21 protein-coding genes are annotated in these 19,673 nt (G+C 51.9%); 14 read left to right on the forward strand and 7 right to left on the reverse strand.

Features of this window, described 5'->3' with window-relative positions; genetic code table 11:
* The first annotated feature begins 22 nt into the window (after positions 1 to 22).
* From KNQ11_RS12765 to KNQ11_RS12775, 3 genes are all read left to right on the forward strand, one after another.
* Positions 23 to 1,519, forward strand: coding sequence for a UDP-glucose--hexose-1-phosphate uridylyltransferase (locus KNQ11_RS12765; protein WP_214772155.1), 1,497 nt, complete (start codon positions 23 to 25; stop codon positions 1,517 to 1,519).
* Entirely contained in the window at positions 1,516 to 2,520 is a 1,005-nt protein-coding gene (locus KNQ11_RS12770; protein ID WP_214772157.1) for an aldose epimerase family protein, read from the forward strand. The genes KNQ11_RS12765 and KNQ11_RS12770 overlap by 4 nt, the downstream gene beginning before the upstream one ends.
* A 119-nt stretch (positions 2,521 to 2,639) precedes the next feature.
* Positions 2,640 to 3,050: a VOC family protein gene (locus KNQ11_RS12775; protein WP_167507525.1), complete on the forward strand. Its 411-nt coding sequence runs from the start codon at positions 2,640 to 2,642 to the stop codon at positions 3,048 to 3,050.
* Here the strand turns inward: KNQ11_RS12775 and KNQ11_RS12780 are convergent.
* The 7 genes from KNQ11_RS12780 to KNQ11_RS12810 form a co-directional block, all read right to left on the reverse strand.
* The gene (locus KNQ11_RS12780; RefSeq protein WP_214772159.1) at positions 3,024 to 3,524 is read right to left on the reverse strand and encodes a methylated-DNA--[protein]-cysteine S-methyltransferase; all 501 of its coding nucleotides are present in this window, start codon (positions 3,522 to 3,524) and stop codon (positions 3,024 to 3,026) included. The two genes, KNQ11_RS12775 and KNQ11_RS12780, sit on opposite strands and share 27 nt — an antisense overlap.
* 78 nt (positions 3,525 to 3,602) lie before the next feature.
* Positions 3,603 to 5,000, reverse strand: a complete 1,398-nt coding sequence (locus KNQ11_RS12785) for a dihydrolipoyl dehydrogenase family protein (protein WP_214772161.1) — start codon at positions 4,998 to 5,000, stop codon at positions 3,603 to 3,605.
* 1 nt (position 5,001) lies between these two features.
* On the reverse strand, positions 5,002 to 6,219 hold the full coding sequence (locus tag KNQ11_RS12790) for a dihydrolipoamide acetyltransferase family protein (protein WP_214772163.1): 1,218 nt from the start codon (positions 6,217 to 6,219) through the stop codon (positions 5,002 to 5,004).
* 13 nt (positions 6,220 to 6,232) lie between these two features.
* Positions 6,233 to 7,231, reverse strand: a complete 999-nt coding sequence (locus KNQ11_RS12795) for an alpha-ketoacid dehydrogenase subunit beta (protein ID WP_214772165.1) — start codon at positions 7,229 to 7,231, stop codon at positions 6,233 to 6,235.
* A 1-nt stretch (position 7,232) separates the two neighbouring features.
* Positions 7,233 to 8,282, reverse strand: coding sequence for a pyruvate dehydrogenase (acetyl-transferring) E1 component subunit alpha (gene pdhA, locus KNQ11_RS12800; RefSeq protein WP_214772167.1), 1,050 nt, complete (start codon positions 8,280 to 8,282; stop codon positions 7,233 to 7,235).
* Between the two features lie 13 nt (positions 8,283 to 8,295).
* The gene (locus tag KNQ11_RS12805; protein ID WP_050678955.1) at positions 8,296 to 9,438 is read right to left on the reverse strand and encodes a Glu/Leu/Phe/Val family dehydrogenase; all 1,143 of its coding nucleotides are present in this window, start codon (positions 9,436 to 9,438) and stop codon (positions 8,296 to 8,298) included.
* Between the two features lie 37 nt (positions 9,439 to 9,475).
* The gene (locus KNQ11_RS12810; RefSeq protein WP_214772169.1) at positions 9,476 to 9,877 is read right to left on the reverse strand and encodes a thioesterase family protein; all 402 of its coding nucleotides are present in this window, start codon (positions 9,875 to 9,877) and stop codon (positions 9,476 to 9,478) included.
* Between the two features lie 331 nt (positions 9,878 to 10,208).
* Between KNQ11_RS12810 and KNQ11_RS12815 the strand changes: the two genes are divergently transcribed.
* From KNQ11_RS12815 to KNQ11_RS12865, 11 genes are all read left to right on the forward strand, one after another.
* The gene (locus KNQ11_RS12815; protein WP_149426764.1) at positions 10,209 to 11,486 is read left to right on the forward strand and encodes a phenylacetate--CoA ligase family protein; all 1,278 of its coding nucleotides are present in this window, start codon (positions 10,209 to 10,211) and stop codon (positions 11,484 to 11,486) included.
* An 18-nt stretch (positions 11,487 to 11,504) separates the two neighbouring features.
* Positions 11,505 to 12,476, forward strand: a complete 972-nt coding sequence (gene paaA, locus KNQ11_RS12820) for a 1,2-phenylacetyl-CoA epoxidase subunit PaaA (protein ID WP_214772171.1) — start codon at positions 11,505 to 11,507, stop codon at positions 12,474 to 12,476.
* A 14-nt stretch (positions 12,477 to 12,490) separates the two neighbouring features.
* Entirely contained in the window at positions 12,491 to 12,835 is a 345-nt protein-coding gene (gene paaB / locus KNQ11_RS12825; protein WP_023466991.1) for a 1,2-phenylacetyl-CoA epoxidase subunit PaaB, read from the forward strand.
* A complete protein-coding gene (gene paaC / locus KNQ11_RS12830) occupies positions 12,832 to 13,617 on the forward strand; it encodes a 1,2-phenylacetyl-CoA epoxidase subunit PaaC (RefSeq protein WP_214772173.1) in 786 nt (261 codons plus the stop codon). The genes paaB and paaC overlap by 4 nt, the downstream gene beginning before the upstream one ends.
* A gap of 14 nt (positions 13,618 to 13,631) precedes the next feature.
* Positions 13,632 to 14,126, forward strand: a complete 495-nt coding sequence (paaD, locus tag KNQ11_RS12835) for a 1,2-phenylacetyl-CoA epoxidase subunit PaaD (RefSeq protein WP_149426766.1) — start codon at positions 13,632 to 13,634, stop codon at positions 14,124 to 14,126.
* Positions 14,127 to 14,141: 15 nt separating this feature from the next.
* Positions 14,142 to 14,465 carry an EthD family reductase gene (locus KNQ11_RS12840; protein ID WP_023466996.1) on the forward strand — a complete coding sequence of 108 codons (324 nt, stop codon included), beginning with the start codon at positions 14,142 to 14,144 and terminating at the stop codon, positions 14,463 to 14,465.
* Positions 14,443 to 15,222: an enoyl-CoA hydratase/isomerase family protein gene (locus KNQ11_RS12845; RefSeq protein ID WP_023466997.1), complete on the forward strand. Its 780-nt coding sequence runs from the start codon at positions 14,443 to 14,445 to the stop codon at positions 15,220 to 15,222. The genes KNQ11_RS12840 and KNQ11_RS12845 overlap by 23 nt, the downstream gene beginning before the upstream one ends.
* 5 nt (positions 15,223 to 15,227) lie before the next feature.
* Positions 15,228 to 16,736, forward strand: a complete 1,509-nt coding sequence (locus KNQ11_RS12850; RefSeq protein ID WP_214772175.1) for an aldehyde dehydrogenase family protein — start codon at positions 15,228 to 15,230, stop codon at positions 16,734 to 16,736.
* 74 nt (positions 16,737 to 16,810) lie between these two features.
* Entirely contained in the window at positions 16,811 to 17,677 is an 867-nt protein-coding gene (locus KNQ11_RS12855) for a 3-hydroxyacyl-CoA dehydrogenase (protein WP_058265571.1), read from the forward strand.
* Positions 17,674 to 18,882 (forward strand): acetyl-CoA C-acyltransferase, encoded by a 1,209-nt coding sequence (locus KNQ11_RS12860; protein WP_214772177.1) that lies wholly within the window; start codon positions 17,674 to 17,676, stop codon positions 18,880 to 18,882. The genes KNQ11_RS12855 and KNQ11_RS12860 overlap by 4 nt, the downstream gene beginning before the upstream one ends.
* Positions 18,879 to 19,646 carry an enoyl-CoA hydratase-related protein gene (locus tag KNQ11_RS12865; RefSeq protein WP_023467001.1) on the forward strand — a complete coding sequence of 256 codons (768 nt, stop codon included), beginning with the start codon at positions 18,879 to 18,881 and terminating at the stop codon, positions 19,644 to 19,646. Before KNQ11_RS12860 ends, KNQ11_RS12865 begins: the two co-directional genes overlap by 4 nt.
* Positions 19,647 to 19,673: the final 27 nt, after the last annotated feature.

Genomic DNA, 19,673 nt, shown 5'->3' on the forward strand with positions numbered 1-19,673 from the left:
GAGAATGAGGAGAGTGACGGCGATGAATGAACTCATCCAACAGTTAGTAGCGCAAGCAATCCAGGAACGCTTGATTGAACCGGAAGATGCGATCTACGCCCGGAACCGGATTCTAGCGCGAATCGGTCAAGCCGATTTTGAAGAACAGGCAGACGTACCATCTCGCCCGATTCCCGATATTTTGGATGACATGATTGAAGTGTTGATCGTAAGTGGACAGTTACCGGCGCGTCTTGAAGACAAAGAGCAGTTCGCAGCAGATGTGATGGATATCTTCGTCGCCCGTCCGTCTGACGTGACAGCGACGTTCCGTCGTCTGTACGCTGAATCACCGGTAGCGGCGACGGATTACTTTTATCAGCTCAGTCAAGCGAGCAATTACATCCAAACGAAACGGATCGCTAAGAATAAACGCTATCAAGCGGATACGGCTTACGGGACGATCGATGTCACGATCAACCTATCGAAGCCGGAAAAAGATCCACGTGAAATCGCAGCAGCTCGGACGGAGGCACCGACGACATCGAACTATCCAACCTGTCTGTTGTGCGTCGAAAACGTCGGTTACGCGGGCCGTGCGAATCATCCAGCCCGAGCAAATCACCGAATCGTTCCACTGACACTGCTGGAAGAACCGTGGGCATTACAATACTCACCGTACGTCTATTACAACGAACATAGCATCATCTTGTCACAGGAACATCGTGACATGGTCATCAATCGGGATGCGTTTGCGCGCCTGCTCGCCTTCGTCGAGCAGTTCCCACATTACTTTGCTGGTTCGAACGCTGACCTGCCGATCGTCGGCGGATCAATCCTGACGCATGATCATTATCAGGGCGGTCGCTATACGTTTGCGATGGACCGGGCAAACGCTTTAACATCCTTTACGTTCCCGGATCAGCCGACAGTCACTGGCGAAACCTTACACTGGCCACTGAGTGTGTTGCGTCTGAAGAGTGAGGATGCGTCGGCACTACTCGATGCTGCGACGACCGTCTATGAGACGTGGTTGACGTATACGGATGAGAGTCAAAAAATCCGTTCACATACCGGTGAGACGCGACACAATACAGTGACGCCGATTGCCCGTCAACGTGATGGACAATTCGAGCTCGATCTCGTCTTACGGAACAACCGGACGTCAGCAGAACATCCGGACGGTATTTTCCATACGCATGCCGATATTCACCACATCAAGCGGGAAAATATCGGCTTGATCGAAGTGATGGGACTGGCAGTTTTACCGGCACGCCTGCTCCAAGAATTGCAACAGGTCGAACAGTTCATCACAGGTGAAGTCGACGAAGTAGCTGTCGCTCATGCTGACTGGGCGCAAGAACTAAAACAAGCGTATGACGGTCAAGATGTCACGATGTACGTCGAGCAAGCGGTCGCTGCGAAATTCGTACGTGGTCTCGAAGACTGTGGCGTCTTTAAACAGACGGAAGAAGGTCAGGCGGCGTTCGGGCGATTCGTTCAACTCGTGACGCGCCAACCGGTGGAGGAACAACGATGACACAACTACTTGAGAAAGAGTTGATCCGACATACGTTACGTCAGGAAGGCATCGAAGTGACACTCTGGAACTACGGCGGCATCATCCAAGATATCCGGACGACCGATCGGGATGGTCATTTGGAAAGTGTCGTCTTAGGTCTTGAGACAGTGAACGATTATCAACAGCACTCACCTTACTTCGGGGCAATCGTCGGACGCGTCGCTGGTCGAATCGGACAGGCGCGCTTCGAAGTAGCGGGACAGGTCTATCCGCTTGTCGCAAACGACGGTGCGAATCATCTGCATGGTGGGATTCACGGATTCAATCAAGCATGGTTCGATGTCATTGAAGCGACGGATACATTGTTCCATTTGCGCTTGAACAGTCCGGATGGAGAAGAAGGTTATCCGGGAACGGTCACACTCGACGTGTATTATCGATTAGAGGGAACGACACTGACGCTTGAGATGACGGCCGTGACGGATCAGACGACACCACTCAATCTGACTAATCATACGTACTTCAACTTATCGGGGAATGCGAAGCGGGATGTGTTAGATCATGTCTTGACGTTACCAAGCGACTGCTACTTACCGGTCCAGCCAGACGGCTTACCGACAGGGGAACAGCGGGATGTCTCCGGAACCCCGTTCGATTTCCGGAACGGTCAGTCGATTCGTGACGGGATTACGCTGGAGCATCCCGAGACGATTGCTGTTGGAAACGGCTATGATCATCCCTTCGTGTTGCGGGATGACAAACTTCGACTTGAAGATCCGGTGTCCGGTCGTTTCGTCGACGTGACAACGAATCAGCCGGCGGTCGTGCTCTATACGGGAACGCAACTGCTGACAGATTATACGATTCATGGTGTTCCGGCTCGACCATCACTTGGTTTATGCCTTGAAGCACAAGTCCATCCGAATGCAGTCCATGAATCTGATTTTCCATCAATCTTGTTGTCACCCGGTGAAACCTATCACTGGAAAACAACTTATCGCTTTGATGTAGTTTCTTGAAAAAAGCCCCACTTTCCATGTCCGGTTGGACAAGAAAGTGGGGCTTTTTGTGTATAGAAGGAAATCGGGAAGAAAAGTGCGAAAGATGATACTAAAGCATAATGAAAGGAGGGCTTTTCATGCAGTATGCCGCTACTCCTTGTCTCGTTTTTTCGGGACAAGCCAAGCAGGCGATCGTGTACTACGAAAACGTATTTGCGATGACACGTCGGCGTATCATAATGGATGAAGCAGGAGATACCGTCTACCACGCGCATTTATCCAATGGCGCGTTTGAATTGATGCTCTGGGATGAGAGTGCCGCACCGAATACCTCTTCTTCGCTCCATCTGTTGTTGACTTTTACGTCGCTTGAAGAGCTCGAGCAAGTGTATCTGCGATTAACGACAGACGGTCAAATCGTCACACCCCTTGCGGTAGCAGACTTTGGAGGTTGGTATGCGCAAGTCCGCGACCCGTTCGGGATTCTGTTCGCTCTATCGTTCAGCGAAGAGGGACGAGAATCAGAGGCGTTGCTCGAGCGCGAGTAGTGTCCGCTTCATATTCAGACCGCCATGATAGCCGAGCAGATCGCCTTTTTTGCCAATGATCCGGTGACACGGAATCGCAAGCAGTAATCGATTTTTCCCAATTGCCGTGCCAATCGCGCGAGTCGCGTTCGGCCGGAAGAGACGTTCCGCGATATCGGAGTAGGTGGCGGTTTGACCGTACGGTACCGCGCGTAAAGCATTCCAGACTTCAAGTTGAAACGGGGTACCGACTGGTGCGATTGGAAAGGACAGTGTCGTCGACTGCTGATTTAGATAAGCCAGTAGCTGCTCCGTATACGGAGCAAGCGCGGTATCAGAAGCAATCCGATCGGATCGGGGGAAGTGTTTCCGCGACCAGTCGTCGAATAACTCCTCCGGTTCATCCCAAGCGCCGACATAACAGAGACCATCTGCTGTAGCAGCGACCGGAAATGTATGCGTATTCCAGTGCAAACGAGTGAAGTACAGTTCCATGACATGTTTTCCTTTCTACACGAAATGAAGTGATGAATCCAAAAGAGGTGCTTCTGACGCAGAGGCACCTCTTTTGGATTACGCGCGCGAACCGACTTGTTGCCGCGGTGGAAGATGGATCGATTGACCAAATAAGGCTTCCATCGATTCCGTCAAGGCTTCGCTTCGACTCGGATGGGCCATGACAGGGAAGAGAAGATCCTCCCGTTTTGCTGTCAGTTCCAGCGCTTGGGTGAATTGTCCGACGAGACGATGAGCATCGTCCCCGATCATGTGAATACCAAGGATCAGTGATGTTTGCTCATCAGCGATGACCTTGACGAACCCACTGCCACCTTCAATCGTCGTCGCTCCGTTTGCATTCAGTGGGAATTGTCCGCTCTGAACAGCATGTCCGGCTTCGACTGCTTCTTGTTCTGTCATCCCGACCGAAGCGATCGGTGGGAAGGTCCGTAGAACTGTCGGATAATACGGTGTCGTTGAATCGACGTCTTGACCGGACAGATGCGCTGCCGTCCGCTTCGCTTCATGAATCGCACGGATGGCGAGCTGTGGACCCGGTGTGACATCACCGATTGCGTAAATGTGGGGTTGATTCGTTCGTCCAGTTGCGTCAACTGAAATCGTTCCGTCTTCTGCAAGCGTCACACCAATCCGTTCGAGACCGAGTGTCAAACTGTTCGGGATCCGGGAAAGGGACTGGAACAGATAGGCACCCTGATAGGCGACTTCTTCTCCGTTTTTCATGACGGTGACGGTCGCGTCCGATGAAGCCTCGATACGTGTCACGACATCCGACACGAGACGGATTTTTTGTTTTTTGAATGTCCGCTTCAGTTCTTTTTCAAGGCTTGGTTCGAGTGACAATTGATCCGCGAACAACGTCACCTCTGTCCCAAGTGCATGGAAACAGGCGGCCGCTTCGAGTGCTAGCGTGTCAGATCCAATAATCAATAAGCTCTCTGGTAGTTGCTCGAGTTGATAAAGCTGTTCGGCATTCAAGCGGCACGATTCCTCGTGCTGGATGCTGTGACTGCCGGTCGCAATGATGACGTCCTGGAACCGGTACGTATCGAACTGATGTCCCGACTCGACGCCGATCCGGTCCTCTGATAGGAAGGAGGCTGCACCAGAGATATGCTCAATCTGGTTCGCCTGACAGAGGGCGACCACTCCTTGACGTAATTGTTGCACGACACGATTCCGGTAAGCATTCAGTTTACTGAAATCATGGACAGCAGAAGTGTTGAATCCAAGGTCTTCAAGATGCGGCAAGCGTAACATCTCTTCTGCCGCATGCGTATAGACCTTGGACGGGATACAGCCTCGGTTCAGACAAAGTCCACCGAGTTCAGCTTGTTCAATCAATGTAACGTTTCGACCGCCTTGTGCAGCACGGATCGCTGCCGTATAACCTGCGGGACCTCCACCGATGATCAGAAGATCCCGTTCTTGTGTAAGTTCGCCAACAACCATGTTAGATCAACTCCAGAAGTAGGGTAGTCGGATGTTCAATCAGTGACACGAATCGGTTCGTAAAGGCAACAGCCGTTGCCCCGTCTGCGACACGATGATCGAACGACATCGACAAATTCATCATCGAGCGAACGACGATTTGATCGTTCTCATCGACACAGGCTCGTTTTTTCGTCTTATGGAAGGCAATCAGTGCTGTCTCCGGATAGTTGATGATCGGTGTTGCTCCCGTACTGCCGAGCGGACCCACATTACTCATCGTAAAAGTGCTTGTTTTTAAGTCCGCTGCGCGCAAGGCACCGTTTTGAGCACGTTGTTGCAACGCGACCAATTGTTCATGCAGTTCCGTCAGTGAGAGCTGATCGGCATGACGGATGACCGGAACCATCAACCCGTCCGGTGTTTCGGTTGCCATGCCAAAGTGGAAATCCTGCTCTAATCGAATACATGCATTTGCTTCATCGAGTTTGGCATGAAAGACAGGATACTCTTTTAAGGCAACAATCAAGGCTTTAATGAAGAAGGCGTTGACGTTGATGTTTCGTCCAGCTGCTTTCCATTCGGCACGTAGTGCAAGCAAACGCGTCATATCGACTTCTTCGAAGTGAGTGACATGGGGAATCGTGTACAGCGACTGGGTCATTTTTTTCGCGATTTGCTTGCGAATGCCGCGGAACGGAATCGTTTCCGGTGAGGTCTCTTGGTACGTGACCTCTTCAATGATCGGCGCAACTGATTCTTGTGGAGCAGTAGCAGTCTGGACGAAGCGAAGCACATCGTCCTCCGAGACTCGACCTGATGGATCGGAAGCCGTGACAGTTTCGATATCAATCCCGTGATCACGAGCGATTTTTCGTGTATATGGTGTCGCAAGAACCCGTTTTGCTGGAGAAACTTGAACAGGTGGGGCGGTGACAGTAACCGATGCTGGTTCAGGAGCGGGCGACGCTTCAGGTGTTACCGCGACCGGCATGTCGGAAGCGTTACTTGCTTCGATGTGCAATAACGTCGTACCGACTTGCACCGTCTGACCGACCGGGATGATGATTTCCTTGACGATTCCGGAGACGGGAGCCGGTAGTTCGGCGACCATCTTATCGGTCGCGACCTCGACGACCGGTTGATCCGTCGTGACATGGTCTCCGACTTGAACGAGATAATGGGCGATTTCACCTTCTGTCATTCCTTCACCGACATCATGCAATTTAACTTCGATCATGGCATTCAGCTCCTTAAAACTCGACCGTACGCTGAATCGTCGCAAGGACACGTTCTGGCGTCGGAATGTAATGGTCTTCGAGGGCGAACAGTGGAACCGGAACATCAAAACCGGTCACGCGGGCAATCGGTGCCCGTAAATAAAGAAACGCCGTATCATTAATCAACGTCACGAGATCATTACCGAGACCACCCATTGCTGCGGCTTCATGAACGATGACGGCACGACCCGTCTTTTGAACGGAAGCAGCGATAGTTTCCCGGTCGAGCGGATAAAGCGTTCGTAAGTCGAGGACTTCGCAAGAAATCCCGCGTTCCTGAGCAGCCGTTGCTGCCTTTTGGGCTACTTGAACCATTGCTCCCCAGGCGATCAACGTCACGTCCGTCCCTTCGCTGACGCAGCGCGCTTTTCCAATCTCAACGGTATACGATTCGCTCGGTACGACTTCCTTAAATGAGCGGTAACTGCGCATCGACTCAAGGAACAACACGGGATCTGGATCTTCAATCGCAGCAATCAATAACCCTTTTGCATCGTATGGCGTCGCCGGGCAGACGACCTTGAGACCAGGCATCGATGTAAAGAGCGCTTCTGTGCTGTCGGAATGGATTTCCGGGGCCCGGATGCCGGCACCATAAGGCGCACGGATGACCATCGGCACACTGTACCGTCCCATCGTTCGCATCCGGATCCGGGAGACGTGCGCCATGATTTGTTCATAGGCAGGGTAGATGAAGCCGAGAAATTGAATCTCGACGATCGGTTTAAAGCCATTGATGGCAAGACCGATCGACGTACCGACGATGCCGGCTTCACTGAGCGGTGTATCGACGATCCGGTCTTCCCCGAACTCTTCCTGTAAGCCGTCTGTCGCTCGGAAGACACCACCGTTTTTTCCGACGTCTTCTCCAAGGACGAGGGTTGTCTCATCCTCCGACAATTTTGTCCGCAGGGCATCCGTGACAGCTTGAACGAGTGTCATCTCTGTTTGACGATTGATTGGTGTTGCCATCTCATTTCCCCCTTGCTAGCAGATACGCTTCTTTTTGTTGCTGGACATCAACCGGTAAGGTCGCGTACGTATGGTCGAACAGATCATTGACGTCTGGTGCCTTGAATTGCTCCATCGCAGTTACTGCCGCTTCGATTTCTGCCTGGTGCCGTTCCTGCAGCTGTTGCATCCAGGTTTCGTCAAAGTAGCCTTGATGTTTTAAGAACTGTTCAAGTCGATCGAGCGGATCGACCCGGTCACGCGAGCGAGCTTGATCACGGTATTTCGTTGGATCATCTGCTGTCGTATGCGCACCAAATCGCCATGTGACGGCTTCAATCAATGTTGGTCCACCGCCAGAACGGGCACGCGCAACGGCTGCTTGCATCGTGAAATAGACGGCAAATGCATCGTTCCCATCGATTCGGACGCTTGGCATCCCGTAGGCGATCGCTTTTTGTGCGATCGTTTCGGAATGCATCTGTTTTTCGATCGGAACAGAAATCGCGAATTGATTGTTTTGGTTGAACAGAATGACTGGTGCTTGGAAGACACTCGCGAAGTTCATCCCTTCGTGGAAGTCGCCTTCAGACGTCGCCCCGTCACCAAAGTAGGCGACCGCGACGTTCGTCGTACCTTTTCGTTTTTCCGCCCACGCGGCACCGACGGCATGCGGAATTTGCGTCGCAATCGGTACGGCAGGAGGGAAGATGTGTTTCTCAGATGGCACGCAACCTTCGACACGACCGTTCCAGTAGAGAAGCGTCCGCACCATGTCGGCACCGAACGTCAACGTCGCACCGTGATCTCGGTACGTCGGGAATAACCAGTCCTGCTCTGACAACGCCAGTGCACTACCGACTTGCGCCGCCTCTTGTCCTTCGAACGGTGCATAAGTGCCGAGGCGCCCTTGGCGTTGTAAGTTGATCGCCTTCCGGTCGAACGTCTGGATCCGGTGCATCTGTTCATATAGGGTGAGGGCGAGCTCTTTCGTCAGATCGTGTTCTTTTGAGGCGTCGATGATACGACCTTCTTCATCGATGATGCGTTGAATCGGAAAATGTTGCTCCATGTCAGTCCCTCCTTCAGTGGTTACGGATATCCCATTTTGGCTTTGTCGTATTCGTGAAGATGTTGTTGTGTTTCGCCCGGATCTGCATCCGTTTTTCACACATCCGGTTCGCTGCTTCGACCGTCGTGATGTTTTCTGCTTGCGACTCCTTGAAGACTTCGAGCACGGCGTCATAGATGTGACGCGTCTTCAGAAGAACCCGTTCATGATTTGCTCCGTACAGTTCGTCAGCAACTTGGATCAACCCACCACCGTTGACGATATAGTCTGGTGCATACAAGATGCCGCGATCCATCAAGACGTGAGCGAGCTGTTCATCTGCAAGTTGATTGTTCGCCGAACCACAGATGGCTTTGCACGGTAAGAGCGCGATGTTTTGAGCGTGAATGACACCGCCGTATGCACATGGAACGAAAATATCAGCGTCTGTTAAATGGATTTCGTGAGGCGAGACGACGCGCACCGTGCCAGGTGCCATTTCGGCTTGGGTCACGATTGCTGCGAGCGCTGCTTCGTTGACGTCTGAAACATAAATCGTCGCACCGGCGAGTAACAGTTGTTCTGCAACCTTGAAGCCGACCTTTCCAAGTCCTTGAATCGCATAAGTCGCGCGACTTAAGTCGTCCGAACCGAATAACATCTCGATCGTCGCCCGCAGTCCGTAGACGACGCCTTCAGCCGTCGGAATCGATGAATCACCACTCCCGCCAAAGGCTTCCGGAATGCCGACGATCCGTGACGTTTCTCGGCTAGCGTGAACGAAATCATCCATCGTCGTGCCCATGTCGGTTCCGGTGTAAAAACGTCCACCGAGCGAATCAACGAAACGACCGAAGGCGCGGAAAAGCTCTGGTGATTTATCCGTTGCCGGATTGCCGATAATGACGGCTTTACCGCCACCAAAATCAACATCAGCGGCAGCGCATTTATACGTCATGCCACGCGACAGGCGGAGGACATCGTCAAGTGCCTCATCGACAGAAGCGTAAGGCGCCATGCGGCAACCACCGAGAGCGGGGCCGAGCGTCGTATCGTGGATGGCGATGATCGCTTGTAACCCTGAGACAGGATCGTTGCAAAAGACGACTTGTTCGTGACCCGCGATTTTTTCCATGATCGAGAGCGTTGGATTCGTAGATGGGTTTAACATGTTCATAGTAGAGTCCTCCTCTATCAAATATAAGTAAGCGCTTTCATTTTGTTGGAGCATTCACTTGCAATTTTTCTTGAATCCGGCTTTTTTCTAAAATGAATTGTGTCACTTCTCCTGTTCCAATGACCGCTTGTCCATCTCGGACTTCGATGTCAGCGTCAACGCGACGTGCTGTGACGCGTGTTACTGTAGCGGTCACGATCAATCGTGCGCCTTCAGCTGCCATGCCAAGATGCTTCAACGAAACCGCGCCCCCGACACCTTCTTCGCCTGCCTCTAGGTAAGGCAGGATGAGTTGACGTGCTGCCCATTCCATATGGTAGACCATCGACACGGTCGAGTATGCGGGATGAACCAATTGACCTTCGAACCGTGCAAACATATCTTGCGAGACGACCGCTTGAATCTCTGCTGTATCCCCGACAGCTAAACCTGGCTTCATCGTGATCCCCCTTCACTACAACGAATCCTCATTCAATCAAGTGGTCTTACCAAAAATAGTATAACACTTGTCACACGATATTTTATCAACCCGTTACAAAATGAGCAAATCATTTCAGAAATATTTTCCAAAAAAAGACTCTCAATCATGGAAAATAGCTTTATAAACCAATTGATTTACTGATAAAGTGCGTTGAAGTGATAAAGTGAGAATCGTTTGGGAGCATTTAACAAAACAAGATTGACAACATTGTGAACGTATCGTACGTTAAACATATAACTAAAAATAAACGACCGTTTAATTATTGTATACATGATGAGGAGGTACAGGTATGTACGATCAACATCACGAAACGATGAATGCGCAAACGCGGGAGCAGCTACAGATGGAGCAATTACGTCAAACGATGGAACACGTCACGCGCGTCCCGTTCTATCAAGAACGTCTGCAGACATTGCAGATGACGGCACATGATTTTCAAACGATCGAAGATCTACGAAAATTTCCCTTCACACGCAAGCAAGATTTACGCGATCATTATCCGTTCGAGCTATTTGCCGTCGAACGAGAACAGGTCACCCGAATTCACGCCTCGTCTGGTACGAGTGGTAAACCGACTGTCGTCGGGTATACGCAAGAAGATTTAGACGACTGGGCAGATGCCGTAGCACGGAGCTTAGTCTTAGCCGGTGGTTCACCAGCTGACTTGTTGCACAATGCATACGGCTACGGACTGTTCACAGGTGGACTCGGTCTTCATGCAGGTGCTGAAAAACTAGGCATGACAATCTTGCCGATTTCCGGTGGCAACACGGATCGCCAAATCACGTTAATCGAGGATTTCCGACCAGATGGCATCTGTGGGACACCTTCTTATATCTTGCGATTAGCAGAACGCATGATCGAACGGGGGATCGATCCACGCAAGACAAGCATGCGTTACGGCATCTTCGGAGCTGAACCCTGGTCGGAAGAGATGCGGCAGACACTCGAACAGACCTTTGATCTACAGGCATTTGATATTTATGGACTCAGTGAAATCATGGGACCAGGTGTCGCGATGGAATGTCAGGAGCAGGCAGGTCTGCATATCATGGATGACTTATTCATTACGGAAGTCGTCGATCCCGTTACGGGGGAACCGGTACCAGATGGCATGGTCGGGGAACTCGTTTTTACAAGCTTGAAAAAGAAAGCGCTTCCAATCATTCGTTACCGGACAGGTGACTTAGCATCGATCACGCACGAAGCGTGTGCTTGTGGTCGGACGACGACACGGATGTCACGTGTCAAAGGGCGAACGGACGACATGCTGATTATCCGAGGGGTCAACGTCTTCCCGTCAGAAATCGAGCGGGTCTTACTCCAACAGCCGGACGTGACGCCGCATTATCAAATTCATCTCGTGCGTAAAGCAGGACTCGATGCCGTTGAGCTACATATCGAATTCGAAAACATCTCGGAGCGACAAATGCGTTCGATATGTGACGCCATCAAGTCGGAATGCCTCATTTCCATTGATCTCGTCTGTCACCCGCACCAAGGGTTACCACGATCGGAAGGGAAAGCCGTTCGGATCGTTGATCGACGCTCGACATCACTCGTCTGATTCAAAGGAGGAACTAGCATGTATGATGCAACACAACTGTTCGAACCCGTCCAACTGACGGAAGAAGAAAAATTAGCTCGCTTCAAGGAACGAATCGAGCAAGGTGAAAAGATCGAAGCCGATGACTGGATGCCTGATTTTTACAGGGACACGCTAATTAAATTGATTTCGATGCACGGTATCAGTGAAATCATGGGTGCGCTTCCGGAAAAAGAATGGGTTCCAAAAGCACCATCACTTCGCCGGAAGCTCGGCATCATGGCGAAGGTTCAGGATGAGATGGGGCATGGACAACTGTTACTTCGTGTCGTCGAGGATTTGATGAAGCCATATGGCAAGACACGCGGGGATTTGATGGATGATTTGTTTACGGGACGATTGAAGTTCCACAACGTCTTCCACATGCCGACGCGGTCATGGGCCGATGCCGGGATGATCGGTTGGCTCGTCGATGGCGCGGCGATCATCACGCAGACGAACATGCTCGGGGCTTCGTACGGTCCTTACGCACGGGCTTTGCAACGAATCTGTGCGGAAGAGGTCTTCCATGCGCAACACGGAGAGTCGATCATCATGGCACTCGCGGAAGGAACACAGGAACAGCGGGCGATGATTCAGGAATCACTGGATGAGTGGTGGGAATCCTTGTTGATGTTCTTTGGACCAGCCTCGAAAGAGACAACCGGGACATCAAAACAGGACGTGACGATCGCCTATAAGATTCGGACGAAAACGAATGAAGAGCTCCGACAAAACTTCTTTACGAAGTACGTGCCACGGATTCGTTCACTCGGACTCGTCATTCCAGACCCGACGTTACGTTTTGATGAAGAGACAGGGCAATGGGAATATGCGCAGCCAGACTGGACAAAATTCAAGACAATCATCCAAGGGGGAGGACCACGTTCGAAAGAGCGACTGGATCTGCGCCGGACATCTTACGAAAATAACGCCTGGGTACGGGATGCACTCGCTGAAACGAAGGCATGAGAGGGGAAAGCACGATGAACGAGACGTTTTATCACGAATTCGAAGTCTTTAGCAAACGGACGCCGAACGCGGCGTTCACCCATCAATTCAGCTTGCTCGCTCCGAACAAGGAGATGGCACTGTTGATGGCGCAAGAAAACTTCATGCGCCGGGAACCGGTCGTCGACATCTGGGTCGTCAAACGCGAAGATATCCGTGGTTTATCACCCGATGAGAAGCAGATGCTCCAACGCCTCGATAATAAGGACTATCGGACAACGAAAGGATACGGCTACTTGAAAAAAAAATGGCGTCATTACGAGCAACAGATGCTCGATGAAAAAGAGATCATGTCTTGGCAAGGAGGCGATTCCAAATGACGGAACAAGAACGGACGGCACTCGCCTCCTTACTCTATCAACTCGCGGATGATGATTTCCTTTACGCGTATCGTGGTTCGGAATGGCTCGGACTCGCACCGCATATCGAAGAGGACGTCGCTTCGTCGTCGATTGCGCAAGATTCGATGGGACACGCGGCGATGTATTACCAACTCCTCGAAGAACTCGGCGAAGGAAATGCTGATGCATTAGCTCATGTCCGACTGGCGCATGAACGAAAGAATTCGATTCTCGTCGAACGTGTCAACGGACCTGGCTACTACATGGAGAAGCCTGAATATGACTGGGCATTCGCCGTCGTACGGAACTATTGCTACACGGTCGCGAAAAAGATCCGGATTGATGCTTTGAAGTCGAGCAGTTATGAGCCACTCGCTACGGCTGCCATCAAGATCAACATGGAGCTGTACTATCATTTGCTACACTGGCAAACGTGGTTTACCCAGCTTTATCAATCGACGGAGACGGCGCGACAGAAGATGGATGCAGCCTTAGAAAAAGTCCTCTATGACTTCGGTGACATGTTCGATTATGGCGAACACGGTCAATTGATCGAAGAGATGCGGTTGATCGAAGGGCAAGGCATTTTACTCGATCGTTGGTATCAGACGATCACACCGTTACTCGTCGAATTGAACGTGACGCTTCCAGAAATGCAGATGACGCGTAACGGGCGGAACGGCGATCATACGGAAGATTTGAATGACGCGCTTGCGACACTCGGAGAAGTTTACTTGATTGATCAGACGGCGACGTGGTGAAAGGAGAGGGAAGCATGACGACGACACTCCAAGATGCAATCCGGGAAGCCCTGAACGGGGTGAAGGATCCGGAAATTGATAGCGTCAGTATTTTAGATCTTGGCATGGTCGAGACGATGGACGCGGAAGCGACGGAGCATGGTTACCTGGTGCGCGTCACGCTTCTCCCGACGTTCCTCGGTTGCCCGGCGCTTGAAATCATTAAAAAAAACACCGAATCTGCCTTGCAGGTGATTCCAAATGTCGAACAGGTCGACGTCCAGTTCCGGTTTGATCCACCATGGACATCGGACCGAATCACGGAACAAGGCATGCAAGGATTGAAAGCATTCGGTATCGCTCCTCCTCGGTTTGAGCAAGGGAAGTGGGAGATTGACTGTCCGTATTGTGGATCGACGTATGTGACGATGGAAAACTTATTCGGACCGACAGCATGTCGAAGTATTCTCTACTGTAAATCGTGTAAAAATCCATTCGAGGCGATGAAACCCGTCTCTACTCTCATGTGAAGGAAGGTAATCAAGATGGCAAAATTAATCGCACTGTACAAACACCCAGAAAACAAGGAAGCATTCGATCAGCACTATTTTGAGGTCCATGGTCCATTGACAGCAAAAATTCCAGGACTGCAAGAAATGAATGTCACGAAAATCGTCGGCTCACCAATGGGCGGAGACGGAAAGTATTACTTGATGTGCGAGATGGTCTATGAAAGTCAGGAAGCGATGCAAGCAGGCATGCGTTCGCTCGAAGGAAAAGCATCCGGGAAAGACTTGATGAGCTTTGCGGGGGATCTCGTCACATTGATGATTGGTGAAGATGTCCATGCCGACACAACAGTACGTTAAGACGGAAATGGTCGATCGGATTGGTCGGATTCGACTCGACCGAACGGCACGATACAATGCGCTGAACCGGACGATGGTCCGGGAAATCGTCGAGGCGATGGAGACGTTCGACCGAGACGAACGGGTGACGGTCATCGTCTTGACTGGAAACGGAAAATCGTTCTCAGCGGGCGCCGATATCGAGGAGATGCTCGAGGCGACACCGATCTCGATGGAACTCCTCGATCCGTTCGCGGACTGGGACCGAATCAGCCGAATCAAAAAGCCGATCATCGCGGGTGTCCATGGTTTCGTCCTTGGCGGCGGCTTTGAACTGGCACTCGCTTGTGATTTAATCTACGCCGATCCTGAGACACAGTTTGGATTCCCGGAAGTTGGACTCGGCGTCATGCCGGGAGCAGGCGGGACGCAGCGCTTGACGAAATGCATCGGTCGAACGCGGGCGCTCGAGTGGCTCTTCACCGGCGACCGGATGAAGGCAGAGGAAGCGGAACGACTTGGTATCATCAACCGGGTGACGGCTGATGTCGAAGCGACGGTGCTGGCGATGGCAGAGCGGTTATCGAACCAACCGAGTATGGCGTTGCGGTTGATCAAGGACGCGGCAAACAAAGCCGTTGATTTATCGTTACAGGATGGGATGGAGCACGAACGCCGTAACTTCTATCTCTTGTTCGCGACAGCCGATCAAACAGAAGGCATGCAAGCATTTCTCGAAAAACGATCACCGATTTTCAATCAACAGGAACAGGAGTGAATACAATGTCGACAGTACATGAAAAAACACTTGAAATGAAACGGTCCGTCTATCACTTGCTCATCAACGGCGAACAAGTCGAGGGTGCAACAGGCGAGACGTTCAAAACATACAATCCGGCAACGGGCGAAGTGATCGCGGAAGTCGCAAAAGCATCGAAGGAAGACGCCGATCGCGCCGTTCAAGCGGCACGCGATGCGTTTGATCACGGGAAGTGGAAGATGTGGCCGGTCGGGCGTCGGGCACAAGTCTTGAATAAGGTTGCGAGCATCATGCGTTCCCGCTTCAACGAAATCGTCGAACTGGAGATTCTTGATACAGGGAAATCACTGGCAGCGGCGCAAGGACAAGTCACGCAAGCGATTGAAGACTTTGAGTTCTATGCGGGTGCGATCGTCGGTCACCGTGGTGTCGTCAATAACGTACCGGGACAATTCCATAACTATACGGAAAAAGAAGCGGTCGGTGTCTGTGCACAAATCATTCCGTGGAACTATCCGTTAATGATGGCAGCTTGGAAAGTCGCACCAGCAATCGCCGTCGGTTGCTCGGTCGTCGTCAAACCAGCGACATTGACACCATTGACAGCGATCATTCTCGGTGAGATTTGTCTAGAAGCTGGTGTACCAGCAGGTGTCGTTAACGTCATCCCTGGATCCGGACGCGAGATCGGCAACCATCTCGTTGAGCATCCTCACGTCGATAAAGTCGCCTTCACGGGCTCGACGCCAGTCGGTAAAGACATCATGGGACGTGCGTCCGAGACGTTAAAACGAGTCACACTCGAACTCGGTGGAAAATCACCGAACATCGTCTTTGAAGACGCGGATGTGACAGCAGCTGTTGATGGTTCATTGTTCGGAATCTTCTATAACAGTGGTCAATCGTGTGAAGCGCGCTCGCGCCTGTACGTCCACGAAGAGATCTACGAAGCGTTCATGGAGCAGTTCGTCGCGAAGACAAAACAACTCGTCCTCGGTAATCCGTTTGATAAAGGGACACACGTTGGAGCGATCATCGATCAACAACAGGTCGACGTCATCGATGGATATGTCCAGTCGGCGAAAGCGGACGGCGCAACGATCGTCACAGGAGGTCACGCGACAGCACCAGAAGGATACGAAAAAGGCTTCTGGTACGCACCGACGATCATCACGGACGTCACGCACGAGATGAAAGCGGTCAATGAAGAAATCTTCGGACCGGTCGTCGTCGTCATGCCGTTCAAAGATGAAAAAGAAGCGATTCGTTTAGCGAACGATACATCGTTTGGACTCGGCTCAGCCGTTTGGACGAAAGATGGCGCGAAAGCGACACGTGTCGCGAATCAAATCAAAGCCGGCATCGTCATGGTCAACTGTCCGTTCTCTGCCTTCCCGGGCACACCGTTTGGTGGCTACAAACAATCGGGCTTCGGTCGAGAACTCTGTATCGAGACGCTTGATCTGTACACGGAAACAAAAAGTATCTTGTCGTATTACGGCAGTCGTCCACTCAATCCGTTCGGACTATAAGCAAGAGGGAAAGCTGGAGTTCCGTCGGGAAGTCCAGCCTTTTTTAACAGCACAGGGGATAAGGGGGAATTCAGATGGTAGAACAAATCGTCGTCGTCGGATCCGGCGTCATGGGACGTGGCATTGCGTACGTTGCAGCACACCGCGGATTTCAGGTGACACTCGTTGATATTAAAGAAGAATATGTCGAAAGTGCCTATCGAGAACTCGAACGCATCGCAGAGAAAGGAATCACGCGAGGGAAGATGTCCGCGAATGAGGTCGAGGGACTGTTCGATCGACTGCATCTGTCGACCGACCTAGCTGAGGCGGCACAACAAGCGGATCTCGTCATTGAAGCAGTACCGGAACAACTCAGCATCAAACAGCAAGTCTTTGAAACGCTAGAAGCGAATGCACGTCCGGACTGTTATTTCGCGACGAACACGTCGACGATGAGTCCAACGGAAATTGCGTCCTTTACGAACCGGGCGGACCGGGTCATGGCGATGCATTTCTTCAATCCGGTCCATCTGATGCCACTGATCGAGCTCGTTCGTGGTCTTGAGACATCGGATGAGACGGTTGCAGCTCTTGAACAGGTAGCGCGTCAGATGCAGAAGGAAACAGTCGTCATCCGTGAGTTTCCTGGGTTCGTGACTTCGCGGATCAGTGCGCTCGTCGGAAACGAAGCGTTCTACATGTTACAAGAAGGACTCGGGACACCAGAAGAGATCGATAAAGCGATCAAACTCGGCTTAAACTACCCGATGGGACCATTCGAACTCGGGGACTTGGTCGGACTTGATACTCGGCTCCACAACTTAAAGTATCTGCATGAGAAGCTCGGCGAAAAATACCGTCCAGCACCACTACTCGAACAGTATGTCAAAGCGGGTCGACTCGGTCGTAAGACAGGTCGTGGTGTCTATGATTATACGAATCGCGAGGTGACATCATGAAACGGGTCGCCATCATCGATGCCGTTCGGACACCGATCGGTCGCTATAACGGCGCGTTGCGTCAGGTTCGTCCAGATGACTTAGGAGCACGCGTCATCGAAGCGTTGCTTGAGCGTAATCCACAAGTCGATCCGAAGACGATCGAGGAAGTCATTTTTGGCAATGCGAATCAGGCGGGAGAAGACAATCGCAACGTCGCCCGGATGTCGGGATTACTAGCTGGTCTACCGGTCGAAGTCGCCGGTACGACGATCAATCGCTTATGTGGATCTGGACTGGACGCCGTCATCGCGGCGGCGCGTGGGATTGCCTTAGGTGAAGGTGATATCTATATCGCTGGTGGAACGGAAAGCATGACGCGTGCACCGTTCGTTCTCGCGAAGCCGGATCAAGCCAACCCACGTGGCAACCAGACGATGTACGATACGACGATTGGTTGGCGCTTCGTCAATGATCGTTTAGCAGATCAATACGGAACGGATTCGATGCCGGAAACAGCTGAGAACGTCGCCCGTCAGTACGGAATCTCGCGCGAAGCACAGGACGACTTTGCGTTCGAAAGCCAGCAACGCGCAAAACGAGCCATCGAGGCAGAGCACTTCACGGACGAACTGGTTGCGGTCACACAAACAGACCGGAAAGGTAACGTCAGCGTCTTCGACCGCGATGAACATCCTCGTCCTGAGACGACACGTGAGAAACTGGCGACACTTCGTCCGTTATTCCCAAATGGTACCGTGACGGCGGGGAATGCTTCAGGTGTCAACGACGGTGCGTCGGCGTTGTTATTGATGAGTGAAGAAAAAGCAAACGAACTCGGTTTGACGCCGCTCGGGTATTACCGGGCGAGTGCGACGGCAGGGGTTGAACCTGCCATTATGGGAATCGGACCGATCGACGCAACGGAAAAAGTCCTCCGACGGGCAGGCTTGACGGTCGAACAGCTCGATCAAATCGAGTTGAACGAAGCGTTTGCGGCTCAAAGTCTTGCCTGTATCGAAGCACTTGGTTTACCAAGCGAAAAAGTCAACGTCAACGGCGGTGCGATCGCCTTCGGTCATCCACTCGGTGCGAGTGGGGCCCGGATTTTGACGACATTATTGCATGAGATGCGCCGGACGAACCGGACGTATGGTCTCGCGACGATGTGTGTCGGAGTCGGACAAGGGATCGCACTTGTCGTCGATCGGGAGGGACTCGTATGATTCACTTAGAACGAGAAGGCTATATTGCGATCGTCCGGATTGATCGTCCGGAACGCTTGAACTGTCTCGATTATCCGACGCTTGTCGCTTTGCAAGAACAGGTCGATGCGTTATCGGTCGACCCGGAAGCGCGGGTCGTCCTGTTTACGGGAACGGGGAAAGCATTTAGCGCCGGCGCCGATTTAAAAGAACGCGTGCATTTAAACGAAGAAGAAGTTCGGCGCAATGTCCTTGCGATCCGGAATGTCTTCACTTCGATCGCACAATTGCCGCAACCAACAATCGCAGCCGTCAACGGTCACGCGCTCGGCGGTGGGTTCGAGTGGATCCTTGCCTGTGATTTCCGTTTTCTCGTCGAGGATGCACTCGTCGGCTTGACGGAGACCAGCTTCGGAATCATTCCGGGAGCTGGTGGAACACAGCGCTTGCCACGACTGATTGGGGAGACGCGGGCAAAGGAATTGATCTTCACGGCGAAAAAAATCGATGCGATGACAGCAGAACGGTACGGACTCGCGACAGCCGTTGTTGCCCGGGAAGCGTTGATGACGACGTGCCTTGAGTTTGCTAATCAGATGTTACAGAATGGTCCGATTGCCTTGCGCCAAGCGAAGCGAGCGATTGATCAAGGGCGGGATGTCTCACTCGAAGAAGGACTACAGCTCGAAACAGAAGCTTATGAAGTCGTCATTCCGACGGCTGATCGTCAGGAAGCGCTACAAGCCTTCGCTGAAAAACGACCACCACGCTTTGAAGGAAGATGAGGATGGTCGACGTTTGAAATAACCCGT

Source organism: Exiguobacterium sp. s39 (genome assembly GCF_018618925.1).
Lineage (GTDB): Bacteria > Bacillota > Bacilli > Exiguobacteriales > Exiguobacteriaceae > Exiguobacterium_A > Exiguobacterium_A abrahamii.